13 protein-coding genes are annotated in these 16,258 nt (G+C 60.2%); 7 read left to right on the forward strand and 6 right to left on the reverse strand.

Features of this window, described 5'->3' with window-relative positions; translation table 11 throughout:
- Positions 1-143 precede the first annotated feature (143 nt).
- Positions 144-1,265, forward strand: a complete 1,122-nt coding sequence (locus BN1115_RS14175; RefSeq protein WP_042657656.1) for an alkene reductase — start codon at positions 144-146, stop codon at positions 1,263-1,265.
- 148 nt (positions 1,266-1,413) lie between these two features.
- Positions 1,414-2,400 carry a zinc-binding dehydrogenase gene (locus tag BN1115_RS14180; RefSeq protein WP_042657657.1) on the forward strand — a complete coding sequence of 329 codons (987 nt, stop codon included), beginning with the start codon at positions 1,414-1,416 and terminating at the stop codon, positions 2,398-2,400.
- Between the two features lie 113 nt (positions 2,401-2,513).
- Here BN1115_RS14180 and BN1115_RS14185 read toward each other — a convergent pair whose 3' ends face one another.
- Positions 2,514-3,578, reverse strand: coding sequence for an adenosine deaminase (locus BN1115_RS14185; protein WP_042657658.1), 1,065 nt, complete (start codon positions 3,576-3,578; stop codon positions 2,514-2,516).
- Positions 3,579-3,775: 197 nt separating this feature from the next.
- Here BN1115_RS14185 and BN1115_RS14190 point away from each other — a divergent pair, with 197 nt between their 5' ends.
- The 5 genes from BN1115_RS14190 to BN1115_RS14210 all read left to right on the forward strand — a co-directional run bounded on the left by BN1115_RS14190 (position 3,776) and on the right by BN1115_RS14210 (position 9,317).
- Positions 3,776-4,525 carry an HAD-IIA family hydrolase gene (locus tag BN1115_RS14190; protein ID WP_005337281.1) on the forward strand — a complete coding sequence of 250 codons (750 nt, stop codon included), beginning with the start codon at positions 3,776-3,778 and terminating at the stop codon, positions 4,523-4,525.
- A 54-nt stretch (positions 4,526-4,579) separates the two neighbouring features.
- Positions 4,580-6,154 carry a cation:proton antiporter family protein gene (locus tag BN1115_RS14195; RefSeq protein ID WP_042657659.1) on the forward strand — a complete coding sequence of 525 codons (1,575 nt, stop codon included), beginning with the start codon at positions 4,580-4,582 and terminating at the stop codon, positions 6,152-6,154.
- A gap of 141 nt (positions 6,155-6,295) precedes the next feature.
- Entirely contained in the window at positions 6,296-6,664 is a 369-nt protein-coding gene (locus BN1115_RS14200) for a cupin domain-containing protein (RefSeq protein ID WP_042657660.1), read from the forward strand.
- A gap of 216 nt (positions 6,665-6,880) precedes the next feature.
- Positions 6,881-8,545, forward strand: a complete 1,665-nt coding sequence (gene asnB / locus BN1115_RS14205; RefSeq protein WP_042657661.1) for an asparagine synthase B — start codon at positions 6,881-6,883, stop codon at positions 8,543-8,545.
- Between the two features lie 247 nt (positions 8,546-8,792).
- A complete protein-coding gene (locus BN1115_RS14210) occupies positions 8,793-9,317 on the forward strand; it encodes an acyloxyacyl hydrolase (protein WP_042657662.1) in 525 nt (174 codons plus the stop codon).
- Positions 9,318-9,417: 100 nt separating this feature from the next.
- Here the strand turns inward: BN1115_RS14210 and dcuC are convergent, their stop codons facing one another.
- The 5 genes from dcuC to BN1115_RS14235 form a co-directional block, all read right to left on the reverse strand.
- Positions 9,418-10,791, reverse strand: coding sequence for a C4-dicarboxylate transporter DcuC (dcuC, locus tag BN1115_RS14215; protein ID WP_042657663.1), 1,374 nt, complete (start codon positions 10,789-10,791; stop codon positions 9,418-9,420).
- 9 nt (positions 10,792-10,800) lie between these two features.
- Positions 10,801-12,039, reverse strand: a complete 1,239-nt coding sequence (gene pepT, locus BN1115_RS14220) for a peptidase T (RefSeq protein ID WP_042657664.1) — start codon at positions 12,037-12,039, stop codon at positions 10,801-10,803.
- A 483-nt stretch (positions 12,040-12,522) separates the two neighbouring features.
- A complete protein-coding gene (locus BN1115_RS14225; RefSeq protein ID WP_042657665.1) occupies positions 12,523-14,019 on the reverse strand; it encodes a C69 family dipeptidase in 1,497 nt (498 codons plus the stop codon).
- 467 nt (positions 14,020-14,486) lie between these two features.
- The gene (gene maiA / locus BN1115_RS14230) at positions 14,487-15,122 is read right to left on the reverse strand and encodes a maleylacetoacetate isomerase (protein WP_042657666.1); all 636 of its coding nucleotides are present in this window, start codon (positions 15,120-15,122) and stop codon (positions 14,487-14,489) included.
- A gap of 139 nt (positions 15,123-15,261) precedes the next feature.
- Positions 15,262-16,257: a fumarylacetoacetate hydrolase family protein gene (locus BN1115_RS14235; protein ID WP_042657667.1), complete on the reverse strand. Its 996-nt coding sequence runs from the start codon at positions 16,255-16,257 to the stop codon at positions 15,262-15,264.
- Between the last annotated feature and the right edge of the window lies 1 nt (position 16,258).

A 16,258-nucleotide genomic window follows, 5' to 3' on the forward strand; every position in this document is an offset into this window, starting at 1 on the left:
TCAACTTTATGCCTCAACGCCGCCTCTCTCGGCGGTTTGCGCTGATTGCTGCATCAAGCGCAATTCTCTTGTGCAATTCCCCCTCTTTTTCACAACAAGATACCGGCATAGAGTGGCCTCACTTCCACCATGAGGAACTCAAGATGAGCCACGATCACCTGTTCTGCCCGCTGCGCCTCGGCCAGCTGCACCTTGCCAACCGCATCGTCATGCCCCCCATGACCCGCTCCCGTGCCAGTCAGCCGGGTGATGTGGCCAACGCCATGATGGCGAGCTACTACGCCCAGCGCGCCGAGGCGGGCCTGATCATCAGCGAAGGCACCCAAATCGACCCCATGGGTAAGGGCTATGCCTGGACGCCGGGGATCTACAGCGCAGAGCAGATCGCGGGCTGGAAGGGTGTGACCGATGCCGTGCACGCCAAGGGGGGCACCATCTTCGCCCAGCTCTGGCACGTGGGCCGGGTCACCCATCCGGACAACATCGGCGGCGCCCAGCCCATCTCCGCTTCAGCCCTGCCCGCAGTGGGCGTCAAGGTGTTCGTCGATAACGGCAGCGATGCGCCGGGCTTTGTCGAGACCGTCACTCCGCGCGCCATGACCCAAGCCGATATCGATGCGGTAGTGGGCCAGTTCCGTCAGGCGGCTCGCAACGCCATCAGCGCCGGTTTTGACGGAATCGAGCTGCACGCCGCCAACGGTTATCTGATCAACCAGTTCCTCGACTCCGAGTCCAACGCCCGCACCGACGGCTACGGCGGATCGCTGGAGAACCGGCTGCGCTTTCTCAAAGAGGTGACCGAGGCGGTCAGTAGCGAAATCGGCGCGGATCGGGTTGGGGTGCGTCTTGCGCCGCTCACCACCCTCAACGGCACCGTGGATGCCAATCCGCAGGAGACCTATCTGGCGGCTGCCCGCCTGCTGGGCCAGCTCAACGTGGTCTACCTGCACATTGCCGAAGCGGACTGGGACGATGCCCCCCTGATGCCGGAGAACTTCAAGCAGGGTCTGCGCGATGCCTTCCCCAACACCCTGATCTACGCCGGTAAATATGATGGCAAGCGGGCTCGCGCCGCCCTTGAAGCGGGCTGGGCCGACATGATTGGCTTTGGCCGCCCCTTCGTCGCCAACCCGGATCTGCCGAACCGGCTGCGCCACGGCTACCCGCTGGCCCCCCACGATCCAGCCACCCTGTTTGGCGGCGGCGAGAAGGGGCTGACCGATTACCCCGTCTATCAGGCCGATGACGCAGCTACCAACTGCTGATTACCAATGGCCAACCGGCCACGTAAAGCAGGCCCCACAGGTTGGGGCCTGTCGTATTGTTGCGCATTAGCAACAGTGATATGACTGACCGAATCACTGTTGCAATGACCTCATTGTTCTCTCCCCCTGGCTTCCACAAGGAGTCCCCATGAATCACACCCAAGCCTGGTGCTGGCATGCCCCCGGTGAACCGACCCAGCTTACCCTCGCCGATCTGCCCCTGGCACCGCTCGCCCCTGACGAGGTACTGGTAGCCAACCGGGTTATCGCCTTCAACCCGGTGGACTGGAAGCTGATCGAATATGGCCACTCCAACTGGCAGGATGGTCAGGTGCCCGGCGTCGATGGCATGGGCACTATCGTGGCGCTCGGCGCCAACGTCAGCCATCTGCGTCTCGGCGCCCGGGTCGCCTACCACACCGACCTGCGCCACCACGGCAGCTTTGCCCGCCACACCCGGGTACCGGCGCGCGCCCTGCTGCCGGTGCCCGATGCTCTGAGTGATGAGGCAGCGGCCGCCCTGCCCTGCCCCGGCCTCACCGCCTGGCAGGCGCTGGCCAAACTGCCACGCCTGCACGGCGAAGCGCTGCTTATCACCGGTGCGGGCAGCAGTGTCGGCCGCTTTGCGGTGCAGCTCGCCCTTAAACAGGGGGCGCGGCTCTTTGCCAGCGCCAGTCCACGCCACCATCAGTGGCTCAAACAGATCGGGGTGCAGGGGGTGGCCGATTATCGGGATCCGGAGTGGCTGGCCACCCTGCAAGCGGCCAACGGCAACGAACCGTTCGAGGGGATCATCGATCTGGTCTCCAGCCAACAGGCAGAAAGCTTGCTGCCCGCCCTTGGCTACTACGGCCATATGGTGACGGTGCTCGGGCGCATCCCGCACAACCCGCTGCCCGCCTTTAGCCATTGCCACTCGTTGCACGAGATTGCGCTCGGTGCCCAGCACGCCTTTGGCACCGACAAGCAGTGGAGCCGACTGGTGGCTGCCGGTGTCACCATGATGGCGCAGATGGCGAACGGCGAGCTGACCCTGCCGCCGCTGGTGGTGGGCGACTTTGAGGCACTGCCTACTCTGCTTGAGCGCTTCAAGCGCGAAGGACAGGGCGAGAAGTTTCTGGTACGGGTGGCGTAACTATGACTTCACCCGGCAGCTACACCTGCCATTGAAAAGAGAGAGGCCCGCCAGTGATGGCGGGCCTCTTTTTATATCAACTGCTTTTCATATCGAGGACATTGGCACCTGACTCAGTGCAGGATCACCCCGTGGGTCGCGGCATAGCCACGGATCTCGCGGGTCAGCCGCGCCTTGTCAGCCAGAGAGAGCCAGCTCGCCTCAACGGCATTGAGCGAGAGGCGGCAGAGCTGACTCATGGTCGCGCCGAGGCCATCGGCCAGCGCCGCAAAGTTGGCCCCCATGTAGCCACCGAAGTAGGCGGGATCGTCCGAGTTGATGGTGACGCAGAGCCCCTGCTCCAGCAGCCGCAACACATTGTGCTGGGCCATATTGCCGAACACCTTGAGCCGGGTGTTGGAGAGGGGGCAGACGGTGAGCGGCAGCCGGGTATCGGCCAGATAGCGCAGCAGCTCGGGATCGTCGGCCGAGCGCACCCCGTGATCGATGCGGCATACCTTCAGCTCGTTGATCGCCTGCCAGATGTAGTCGGCAGGCCCCTCTTCACCTGCGTGGGCCACCACCGGCAGCCCCAGCTCGCGGCATTTGGCAAAGACCCGGGCAAATTTAGTGGGCGGATTGCCCCTCTCCCCCGAGTCGAGGCCGATGCCATGAATGCGCGACAGGAAGGGCATAGCCTCTTCCAACGTAGCGAACGCTTCATCCTCGCTCAGGTGGCGCAAAAAGCTCATGATCAGCCGCCAGCTGATGCCAAACTCCTGCTCCCCGCGCTGCAGCGCCCGCTCGATGCCACTCAGCACAGTAGCAAAGGAGATACCGCGGGCAGTGTGGGTCTGCGGGTCGAAGAAGATCTCCACATGCACCACCTTGTCGGCGGCGCACCGCTCAAGATAGGCCCAGGTGAGGTCGAAGAAGTCCTGCTCGGTCACCAGCACGCTGGCGCCGCGATAGTAGAGGTCGAGAAAAGATTGCAGGCAGTCAAAGTCATAGGCGGCGCGCACGCTGGCCACGTCGGGCCAGGGCAATGGCACACCGTTGCGGCGGCCCAGCTCAAACATCAGCTCGGGTTCGAGGCTGCCCTCGATATGCAGGTGCAGCTCCAGTTTCGGCAGTCCGGCGATAAATTGCGCGGCGGTGAGGTGTTCGGGTGTGACTGGCTTGGAAATCGGGGTGTCCATAGCGACGGCTCCATCAGCAAAGTGATCCGGCGTCAGCCCCTCCACCAGACTGACCCGACGGCAGCTTTATTGTGCACCGAAGTGGCGAGACAGGGGAGACTTGTCATCAAACAGACTTATAATGGCGTCACAAAAATCATAAATGATTGAACATCTTAACGATTGGCGGCTCGCCTGCGCCCTGACAAGGAGTTTTCATGAAGAAGAACGTCATCTGCGATATCGACGGTGTCATCCTGCACAACAACGATCTCATCCCCGGTGCCGACCGTTTCGTCCATCGCCTGCTGGAGCAGGGCAGCAAGCTCTTGTTCCTCACCAACTACCCGGCCCAGACCCAGAAAGATCTGCAAAACCGCTTCCGCTCCGCCGGGATCGAGGTGCCGGAAGAGTGCTTCTACACCTCCGCCATGGGCACCGCCGACTTTCTCAAGCGCCAGGATGGCAAGAAGGCCTATGTGATAGGTGAAGGGGCGCTGACCCACGAGCTCTACAAGGCCGGTTTCACTATCACCGATATCGACCCGGACTTCGTGGTAGTGGGCGAGACCCGCAACTACAACTGGACCATGATGCAACAGGGGGCCAAGTTCGTCGATCAGGGGGCCCGCTTTATCGCCACCAACCCCGATACCCACGGCCCCATGATGCACCCGGCCTGCGGCGCCCTGTGCGCCCCCATCGAACGGATGACCGGCAAGAAGCCGTTCTATGTCGGCAAGCCGAGCGCCTGGATCATTCGTGCGGCGCTCAACCGGATGGAGGCCCACTCCGACGACACCATCATCATCGGCGACAACCTGCGCACCGACATTCTGGCGGGCTTTCAGGCCGGTCTCGAGACGGTGCTGGTGCTCTCCGGGGTGAGCAAGGTAGCCGATATCGACCGTATGCCGTTTCGACCGAACCATATTTTCGACTCCGTGGTCGACATCGATATCGTCTAATCACCACCCAAGCGTTAAACAGGGCAGGTCTCAACTGCCCTTGCAGGATCTGTTATGGAACCCATTCTGATCGCCGTGGCCTTTGGCTGCGGCATGGTAGTCAATCTGATTGGCCTGCCCCCTCTGCTCGGCTTTCTGGCCGCCGGTTTTATCCTCAATGGCATGGGATATGAAAATACCCCCGCCCTGAGCGAGGTGGCCGATCTCGGCGTCACCCTGCTGCTGTTCACTATCGGCCTCAAGCTCAACATCAAGACCCTGATGCGGCGGGATGTGTGGGGCACCACCAGCCTGCACCTTCTGCTCTCCACCCTGCTGTTTACCGTGGTGCTGCTGGTCTGCAAGGGGCTGGGGCTCCACCTCGCCCTGTCGCTGGACTGGAAGCTGGCGCTGCTGCTGGGCTTTGCCCTCTCCTTCTCCAGCACCGTGTTCGCGGTCAAGGTATTGGAAGACCGCAGCGACATGAACGCCCTCTACGCCCGCATCGCCATCGGGGTGCTGGTGATGCAGGATGTGTTCGCCGTGGCATTTCTAGCCTTTTCCAGCGGTAAGTTGCCCAGTATCTGGGCGCTCTGGGTGCTGGGGCTGCCGCTGCTGCGCCCGCTGCTGTTCAAGCTGTTGGAGCGGGCCGGTCACGGCGAGTTGCAGGTGCTGTTCGGAGTCTTTCTGGCGCTGGTCGTCGGGGCCGCCGGTTTTGAAGTGGTCGGCCTCAAGCCGGATCTCGGAGCCCTCATCATCGGCATGTTGCTCGCCTCCCATCCGGCGGCGGCGGGGCTGGCCAAGGCTCTCTTTAACCTCAAGGACCTCTTTCTGGTCTGCTTCTTTCTCACCATAGGCCTCAATGGCCTGCCGACCCACGACACCATGCTGCTGGCACTGGCGCTGGTGCTGGCCCTGCCGCTGAAAAGCGCGCTCTACTATCTGGTCTACAGCGGTGCCCACCTGCGGGTGCGTACCGCCCTGCTCTCTACCCTGGCGCTCACCAACTTCTCGGAGTTTGGCCTCATTGTCGCGGCCATCGCCGCCAAGGCAGGCTGGATCTCCCACGAGTGGCTGGTGGCGGTCTCGCTGGCGCTGGCGGCGAGCTTTATGATCTCGGCCCCGCTCAATGCCCAGAGCGAGCGCATTTACCACCGCATCGGCCACTGGCTGCGAGGATTGCAGGCGAGCAACCTCCATCCGGAAGACAGGCCCATCGAACTGGGCGATGCCGAGGTGATCATCCTCGGCATGGGGCGGATCGGTCAGGGGGCATACTTCGAGCTGGAGAACAAATACGGCAATGTCATCCTCGGGGTGGAGAACGACAGCGAGAAGCTGCCCACCCTGCGCGCCCAGGGGATGAACGTCATCGAGGGGGATGCCACCGATACCGACTTCTGGGACAAGGTGCTGCTCTCCAATCAGGTCAATCTGGTGCTGCTGGCGATGCCCCACCACTCGGGGAATCTCTACGCCATCGAGAAGCTGCGCAGCCACGGCTTTACCGGCAAGATCGCCGCCATCGTCCGCTTCGAGGATGATATCGCCTCCCTACAGGAGCAAGGGGTGGATGCAGTGTTCAATGTCTATAACGAAGCGGGCAGCGGCTTTGCCCGCCATGTGATCCGCCGCTTGCAGCCGCGCTGAGTGCTGGCATCGGGGGCTTGGCGAGGGCCCTTGGCAAGGGGATGTGCATCGTTTAAGTTATGCTCAACCTCGTTTAATAAAACGAACAAACGCGGGGCCGGGATGGCCCCGCTTTCATATCCCCATTGCCAGGGAGGCACCATGAAGACCCTTAACGACTGGATTTTGCTCGACCGCCACGAAGCGGCCCCCACTCCGCTGATGCCCGCCCCCGAGCGCATTAAAGCGGGCAACCCGAGCCAGACCGTGTGGAACCACTACTCCGACCCCAGCCAGCAGTTTCACATAGGCTTCTGGGCCTGCGAGCCCGGCCGCTGGGCCATCCACTACACCGAGCACGAGTATTGCCAGCTGCTGGAGGGGGATGTGGTGATCCACGACAGTCAGGGCGGCCAGCTGGCACTGAAACCCGGCGATCAATTCGTCATTCCCGCCGGCTTTGTCGGAGAGTGGGAGACCCTTACCCCCTGTCGCAAGGTCTATGTGATCTTCGAACCCGCCTCGGCTTGACGTTCACGTCACCCGGCACCACTCCCTGTACCACGACCGGCGCCACTACCGGCCCCCTTATCCCGTTGATCCGCTTGACGCTTACGGCATGATTTTCTGCGGTTTTCCCGCTTGCAAAAGGTTTTTCCGCTAGGCATTGTGTCTGACGAGGAATGTAAATGGAATTTCGAGCCCGGACGTGGGGGGCTCATATAAAAATCAAGAGGATTACCGCCAATGTGTTCTATTTTCGGCATTCTGGACATCAAAACCGACCCGGCTCTGCTGCGCAAATCGGCGCTGGAGATGTCCAAGCGACTTCGTCACCGCGGGCCTGACTGGTCCGGCGTCTACAGCTCCGACAAAGCGATTCTGGTGCACGAGCGCCTGGCCATCGTCGATCCGGGCAATGGCGCCCAGCCGCTCTACAACCCCGAGCGCACTCACGTATTGGCCGTTAACGGCGAGATCTACAACCACAAAGAGCTGGAGAAGAACCTCAAGGTCGACTTCCAGTTCCAGACCAAATCCGACTGTGAAGTGCTGCTGGCCCTCTACAAGGAGAAGGGCCCGGCGTTTCTCGACGATCTCAACGGCATCTTCGCCTTTATTCTCTATGACGCCGAACAGGATGCCTACCTGATTGGTCGTGACCACATGGGGATCATCCCCCTCTATACCGGTCGCGACGAACACGGCAACTTCTATGTCGCCTCCGAGATGAAGGCGCTGGTGCCGGTCTGCAAGAGCGTCGAAACCTTCCCGCCGGGACACTACCTGTGGAGCAAGGATGGCGAACTTAAGCAGTGGTACAAGCGCGACTGGATGGAGTACGGTGCGGTCGAGCACAACGTCAGCGACAAGGCCGAGCTCAAAGCCGCACTGGAAGCGGCGGTCAAACGCCAGCTGATGTGCGATGTGCCTTATGGCGTGCTGCTCTCCGGCGGGCTGGATTCGTCCGTCATCTCCGCCATCACCAAGATCTACGCCGCCCGTCGGGTGGAAGACGATGGCAAGAGCGAAGCCTGGTGGCCCCAGCTGCACTCCTTCGCCGTGGGGCTGGAAGGCTCGCCTGACTTGGCTGCCGCCCGCAAGGTGGCCGACCATCTGGGCACCATCCACCACCAGATCCACTTCACCGTGCAAGAGGGTCTGGATGCCCTGCGCGATGTCATCTATCACCTCGAGACCTATGACGTCACCACCATCCGCGCCTCCACGCCCATGTACCTGATGGCCCGTTACATCAAGGCGATGGGGATCAAGATGGTGCTCTCCGGCGAAGGCTCCGACGAGCTGTTCGGCGGCTACCTCTACTTCCACAAAGCGCCCAATGCCCGCGAGTTCCACGAAGAGAACGTGCGCAAGCTTGCCTCCTTGCACCTCTATGACTGCCTGCGCGCCAACAAGTCGATGGCCGCCTGGGGCGTGGAAGGTCGTGTGCCCTTCCTCGACAAGGAGTTCATGGACGTGGCGATGCGCCTGCAACCTGCCGACAAGATGTGCGGCAACGGCAAGATCGAGAAGCACATCCTGCGCGAAGCGTTCGAGGATCTGCTGCCCCACGAAGTGGCATGGCGCCAGAAGGAGCAGTTCTCCGACGGCGTAGGTTATTCGTGGATCGACAGCCTGAAAGCCATGGTCGAACAGGAAGTGACGGATCAGATGTTCGAGGCGGCCGCATTCCGCTTCCCCATCAACACCCCGCTCACCAAGGAGGCCTACTTCTATCGCGCCATCTTCGACGAGCACTTCCCGCTGGAAGCCGCCGCCCGTACCGTGCCCTACGGCAAGTCGGTCGCCTGCTCCACCCCCACCGCGCTGGAGTGGGATGCCAAGTTCAAGGAGATGGCCGACCCGTCAGGCCGCGCCGTCATGGACGTGCACCAGCAAGGCTACTAAGCCCGAACGGGTTCACCCGAGCGGATAACGCCAGATAGCAAAAAGCCCTTCACCAAGGTGAAGGGCTTTTTCATGTCCCCACAGCCACGCTCGCCAAACCACATCAGACCACGCAGATAGTTGATTTTTCATAAATATTTAATTTTTTTACCTAAGGACCATGCATTGACAGGGAGCGCGTCAATTGACTATGCCTGAAGGGTGATCAACAGGATCACCACGATGACAACAAGGATCGGGAGGGGGCATGGACGCTAACACTCTTTCAAGGATTGGCCTGCTGGCAGCACTGCTCGTCAGCCCGGCTGCGATGGCCAATGACAATATCGTGGTGCTGCAACTTGGCAACGCCTTCAGCTATGAAAAGCTCGACATTAAAATCGCCGACGCCAAGTTCCATCATATGTTTTGGCGTTGGGGAGAATCAGGCTGCCAATTTGGAGTGGGGGTGCGTGGTGGGACGCTCAAGGTAGAAGATGAAGAGACCGCCAGACTGGGAGGTGGCGCCCGTATCGAATGCCAATGGGGTAACTGGGTGACCTGGCTCCCCGGCGAAATGGTCTGGCTCGATCAGCATCAATTCGGAACCCGCGGCTATGGCTACAAGGATTACGGCGGCCCCTTCCAGTTCACCCTGGGTATCGGCCTCGGTTACGCCATCACCAAAAATTGGCTGATCGGCTATCAGTATGAGCACATGTCCAACGCCTATATGTATGACAAGAACCCGGGGCTCGACAGCCATACCCTCCATATCGAGTACCGTTTTTAGCTGGAGGCACCCCACTGCAAGTGGCATAACGCGATGCAAAAAAGCCTTCACTCCCGTGAAGGCTTTTCGTTATTTCATCTCCGGATAACCGAAGGGGCAGTTACAGATAGAAGATCCCCACGATCAGGGTATGGAAGACAAAACCGACCATCAGGGGCACCGAGGTGCGCTTGATCACCGCAAACGGGCTCAGCTTGGCGCCACTGGAGACCGCGATAATCACCCCGGAGACTGGTGACATGGCGCGTCCCATATGGGAGGCCTGCTGCATCGGCAGGATCATGGCGGCGGTATTGACCCCCATGCTGGCTGCGATCTGCGGGATCAGCTCGACAAAGGCGAGGAAGGGCGCATTGCCGGAGCCCATGATGATGGCGGCAACCAGCGTAACCAGTGCAAAAACGATCGCCATGGCAAAGGCGGGCAGTCCCACATGTTCGGCGCCGACGATCAGGATATCGATTACCCCCAGCACCTTGATGCCATGGGCGAAAATTCCCGCCGCCACCAGCAGCCCCACCACGTTGCTGAACGCTGACCCCATGCCGTTGAGGAAGTGGCTGAAACCACCACACACCTGCTTCATGTCACGGGTTCTGGCTGCCTCCACCACCATGCTGATAAACATCGAGATCATCACGATGGTGATAACGTTGAGCTTGATGTGATCGACAAACAGGGAAGAGAACCCCACCGCCATGATGATGGGCAGCATCGGCAAGATGGCATAAAAGCCGGGGACCCCGACCTGTTGCGCTGAGTCGTCCACCGCAGCAGCGCCCTGATGCTGATGCCCCTCCTGCAGATCGCAACGACGTTGCCAAAATACGTGCATCAAGCCCACCACCAGCACGGTCGCCAGCGCGGCGGGGCCCTGATAGGTGTAGACATATTCGATCACGTTGTGGCCCATGCCCACCGCATCGGTTGCACGGATGGCATCGATAGCGGTCGGGGTATAGGCCACCCCGAGGGAGGTGGCAATCACCCCGGCCGACGAAGCCGCAGAGAGGCCCAGCCCCACCATGATAGGGAAGAGTGTCGCCATCAACAGCACCGCCAGACCGGTCGCCGAGGGGATCGCCAGTTGCAGCGCGCTGGCCAGCAGGTACGAGAAGAAAAGCAATACATAGGGGGAGCGCAACCGGCGCAGTGGACGAATCGCAATGCGCACCACCGCATCATTGGCACCGATATGATCCATGTAATGGGCAAAGCCCATCAGCGCCATGATCATCAACCCCAGATCGGCCGCCCGCGAGCTGAACAGATCCCGCATCACTTCAAAGGGATCAAACAGGGCAATGCCGGTGCTCTCGACCCCTTTGGGCAGCACACTCCCCCACCCTGCCAGCTGGCTTGCCACCATCAGAACCAAACCGGCGGCAAACAGCACCGGCTCGGCCCGATAGCCTTTCAGGATCAACCTGGCCACCAGCACGATGACCAGTACCGCAATAACTACCTGAAACATGACGACTCCTTAGCGACTGAAACGGGCATGGGTGAGCTTGATGATCTCGATCACCACGGCACTGGCCGCCTCGAGGGAGCTGACCGGCAGGTACTCGTAGATGGAGTGAAAGTTGTGGGCACCGGTGAAGAGGTTCGGGCAGGGCAATCCCTTCTGGGAGAGCACAGCGCCATCATAACCACCGCGCATCGGGATGGGCTTGGGGGTGATCCCCAGCGTCTCGTAAGCGGCCAGCGCCAGTTCGATGGGATAACGATTATCGCCCTGCAAACTGTTGAACACATTGCTGTAGCGATCGCTCAAGTGGTAACTCACGTTCTGCTCACCCCACAGGGCCTGACAGCTCTTGCCGAGGGTGTCGAGCAGGGTCATTCGTTGCTGATACCCCTCCTGAGTGAAGTCGCGCACATCCAGTTTGAGCACAGTTTGGGCGCTGTTGCCCTGCATCTGCTTGACCCAGTAGTAACCTTCACGCCCCTCGGTATATTCAGGCGCTTCGCCCCCCGGTAGCATGGCGATAAACTTGTGGGCCATCAGCAGGGAATTTTTCAGCTTGCCCTTGGCCGACATGGGATGAGCCGAGGCACCGTGAAAGACAAACTCCGCATCCCCCGCATTCCAGTTCTCATAGACCAGCTCGCCAATCCCGCAGCAGTCGAGGGTGTAGGCAAAGTCAGCGCCAAAGCGGGCGGTATCAAACACCTTGGCGCCGCGCAGCCCCTGCTCCTCGTCCGGTACCAGACCAATTTTGATGGTGCCGTGAGGGATCTCCGGGTGTGCCTGCAGATAGGCCACCGCATTGACGATGGCGGCGATGGCCGCCTTGTCATCGGCCCCCAGCAGGCTGGTGCCGTCGGTCACGATGATCCGATCGCCGACATAGTTGGCCAGCTCGGGAAACTCGCTCTGGCGCAGGGTGATCTGCAGCTCGGCATTGAGGCAGATATCCCCCCCTTCATAGGCCACGACTTGGGCATGGGTATCGTTGGTGTGTTCGGCACTGGTATCGAGATGGGCAAAGAAGGCCACGGTGGGCAGATCCCCCGCCACATTGGCTGGAAGTGTGGCAGTCAGGATGGCGTTGTCCGCCACCTCCACGGTCAGCCCCAGGGCAATCAGCTCCTCTGCCACCTTGTCAGCCAGCACCCGCTGCCCAGGAGAAGAGGGCATCACCCCGGCGGCGCCCGCTTCACGGTTGGTGGTGGTATTGATAGCGGTGTATCCCAAAAATCGGTCGACAATCTGCATTGCGGTAGTCCTGTGAGTAGTGACGGATATGATGCCGTGACGAGATCCGGCGGCGCGGTCACCTTATTCAGAAAGCAGCCGCTTTTTCTGCAAACAGCCGTCTGATGAAGCGATAACGCCTTGGATTAACGAGAAAAAATGAGATGGATAAAGAGAGTGCCCATCACAGTCGAATCAATGGGTAGTGATAAATAACACAGAAAAGCTGCATAAAAGCCATCAGATAACCAAAAGTGGGTAGCTGATCACATGCCTGATATGCTGAAAGGCGAAATAAAAACCTGAATGAAAGTCTCTGCTTTCGTATTGGGTAGCGAAATCCACTGCCCGGGCCAGACACATTGGCGGGATGTCATAGAGGAAAAATGCCGGAGCACAGGCTCCGGCATCGATAGAGGGAAAGTGATCAGAGGAACCGGTCAGCCCGGCGGCCGCTCAGGCTGACCATCTGGGCCCCTCTTTGGCATGATGAGTGCGTCGCGATTAATCCTTTTTCGCCTTGTTGGCGAAGAAGATATCGGCCTGAATATCCTGGGTGCGCACCGTGAAGATCTGGTTGGTCAGATCGTCGGTCAGCGTTTCGGCCTCCTGCATCACCCGCAGATTGAAGTCGTTGAGCATGCTGTTGGCAGCGGCCTTGTCGGTTTTGACCGTTTTCAGATAGTTGGCTTCCATCTCTTTCTGCTCTTTGGCGATCTTCGCCTCCCAGCTCTGGTACGCCTGCTTCACCATGGGGGCCAATTTGGGGTAATCGGTCATCACCAGGGTCTGCAGCTTGCGATATTTCCAGTAGATGGAGTCGCTGTCGGCCTTGTCGCTACCCATGGCATAGTGCGCCGGATAGGCTTCCAGACCGCTGTAGTAGGGAACGAAGGCTGTCAAGTCCGCCATGCCGAGGCCCACATAGGTCACCTCCCCTACCTCACGCGGCATCCAGGGGCGTACCTGCATCACATGGGACTCATAGGTGCGAAACACGCTGACGGGGCGCCACGGCTCCTGACCATTCAACCCCTTGCTGTAGGGATCGTGCTCGGTGCCGTCATAGTGATTGCGCAGCACCGCCTTGACCTCCTCCAGCGTCATCTTCTTCTCTGGGGAGAGGGTGACCGGGAACTGGCGACCGGCATCCACCGCCTGCTTGAGCGAGGGGTTGAACATCTGCTGGATGGTCCAGACCCGCGGATCGTTATAGGTGCGATCCCGCTCGTCATCGCGGGTATAGGCTTTCGAGAAGTTGAACGCCCCATCTTTTTGCGGATGGTAGAGCCCCTTCTCGGTGGCAAATTCAATCAGATTTTTCGAGCCCATCATGTCAACACTGGCCGGATCGTACTGCTGCAGGCGGCCCTGATTGCCAGAGGCGAAGTAGTGATTTTTCGGCAGGCGCTGCGCCATCCAGTGGTGGCCGGTGGCGGTCTCCAGATACCAGAGCTCGTTGTCATCCACCACGGCAACGCCAAATCCCTCTCCCGCGCCTATGGTCTCGATGATGTTGCCAAGCAAGGCTATCGCCTCGCGGGCCGAGGTGGACCGGGAGAGCAGCACATCGGGAATGTCATCCTCGGTGATCCCCTTGTCTTCCACATAGGGGTCAAAGGCGAGCGCGTCGGGTGAGGCGAAAATGGACTCGGTGCCGCTCACCCCTACCCCCTTCTCGTTGAACCCGGTAGCGCCGTGCAGCTGGGTCTTCCAGTTCGGCACTGTGGTATAGCGCAGGGAGTTTTTCGGCAAGGGGTAGCTGAAATCATTGGCGCCGTTGTGAGCCTTGGAGCTGTGCACGCCACTTTGCCCCTGCTTGGCCGGATGGATCACGAAATGCTGGGCTTTAAGGGCATCGCTGTCGGCGCTGCGGGCCACCATCATGGAGCCATCGGCGCTGGCCTCACTGCCAACCAGCAAGGTGGTGCAGGCGAATGCCGACGAGAAGAGGGCAAGGTTGATGGAGAGTGCGACGACGCACTTTTTGAAGGAATGCATGAGATCTCCTTGTTGCACAGAGTGGTTGCAAATAAACGGTGGCTCGCCAGTCAACCTGCCGCTGTCGCAAGGGATAGCCACAGTGACACGGGCCGGGCAGTGCGGGCCATCAAACCGTAAAAAATGAAAAAAGAGAGGTGCGGACAAATCGCGGGACAATCGACAAAGACCTGGGCGCCCCCTGATAGGCGACCTGTTCGCATCTCCCCTTCGCCTATACCTCAGGCGTGGCGATACTAGGCCTAATCAATTAATCCGAGTGTGATTAACAACTCAAAACACTAACCAATCGGCTCAGGCCAATTAAAAATATTGATAAATGTGACAGGTGCGGGATTTCTGGTGGCATTCAGGCGTAAACAAGAGATACGCAAAAAGCATAGAGAGGGGGAAATGAAGAGATGAGGGGAGATGGGGCGCGGGATGGCGTGCTGATGCCATCCCGCGATTTTCGGTATGTCAGGTTGTCACTGCGCGTCTGGCTGACTGGCAGGGGCTGCCTTGATAAAGGCCTGCAACTGTTCGCAATTGGCGACGATGCGGCGGATGGTGGGGTAATCGTCCAGGGTCATGTCGTAACGGTGCGCGTTATAGACCTGGGGCACCAGCATGCAGTCGGCCAGAGTCACTTCATTGCCGACGCAGTAGACACCGGCGGTGGTCATCAACAGCTGTTCGAGGGCGGTGAAGGTCTCGTCAATCCAGTGGCGATACCAGTCTGCTTGCTGTGCTTTACTGGCCCTGACCTGCTCTTCCAGATAGCCCAGCACCCGCAGATTGTTGAGGGGGTGGATGTCACAGGCAATCATGTTGACGATCTGGCGCACCCGGGCCCGCGCCTCGGGGGCCGAGGGCATCAGGGAGTAGGCGGGATAGGTCTCGTCGAGGTACTCCATGATGGCGACGGACTGACCGATCTGCAGATCGCCATCCACCAGAAACGGCACCAACCCCTGCGGATTGAGGCGGCGATAGGCCTTCTCGCGCTGTTCGCCCTGCCGTAAATTGATCGGATGCTGCTCGTAGGCGAGCCCCTTGAGCTGCAACACGATCCGCACCCGAAAACTTGCCGACGAACGCCAATAGCCAAACAACTGCAACATAATCTGTCCCTGCTTTTTATCTGGGCCCGAAGCCCGGCAGGTGCTTGCCACCTGCCTCCTTGTGTATCCGGCACCGGTTGAGGGCTCGTCGTGATCCGGACATATCCCGAATAGGTTTGCCACCAACCGGCGCTGGCCATCAACCTCCCTGACCGCTCGCAGGCACCACCTGTTGAGAGATGGTGCCAAACAGGTTTTGGCCAGAGCGATCTTCCATCGCGATCGACACTCTATCACCAAACTGCAAATAGGAGGTTGTAGCTTGATCACAATCAAGAATTTCCAGCATGCGGCGCTCGGCGATGCAGGATGAACCGGCGCTGCGATCGTAGTTGGAGACGGTGCCCGAGCCGATGATGCAGCCAGCGCCAAGGGGACGGGTCTTGGCCGCATGGGCAATCAGCTCGAAGAAGCTGAAGGTCATATCCACCCCGGCATCCGGTGCGCCAAACAGGGTGCCATTCAGATGGGTGCGCAGGGGCAGCAGCACCTTGCCATCGCGCCACGCATCCCCCAGCTCGTCCGGGGTGATGGCCACCGGCGAGAAGGCGCTGGACGGTTTGGACTGGAAGAAACCAAAGCCCTTGGCCAGCTCCCCCGGAATGAGGTTGCGCAGGCTCACATCGTTGACCAGCATCAACAGCTTGACGTGGCTGGTGGCCCCCTGCGGGCTCACCCCCATCGGCACATCGTCGGTGATGATGGCGATTTCCGACTCGAAATCGATCCCCCACTCCTCGGAGCCCATTACAATCGGCCCACGGGGGGCGAGAAAGCTGTCGGAGCCCCCCTGATACATCAGCGGGTCGTGCCAGAAGCTCTCGGGCATCTCGGCGCCGCGCGCCTTGCGCACCAGCTCCACATGGTTGACGTAGGCGCTGCCATCGGCCCACTGGTAGGCGCGCGGCAGCGGAGAGAGACAAGCAGCTTCGTCAAAGGGGAACGCCTCGGCCACGCGGCCCTCGTTGAGCTGTTGATAGACCGCCTCAAGCTTGGGGGCCAGCTCGGCCCACTCATCGAGGGCGGCCTGCAGGGTGGGAGCAATCTCGCTCACACGCACCGCCCGGGTCAGATCCCGGCTCACCACCACCAAAGCACCATCGCGCTTGCCATTGTTCAATGTTGCCAATTTCATA

The sequence above is a fragment of the Aeromonas allosaccharophila genome (assembly GCF_000819685.1).
Lineage (GTDB): Bacteria > Pseudomonadota > Gammaproteobacteria > Enterobacterales > Aeromonadaceae > Aeromonas > Aeromonas allosaccharophila.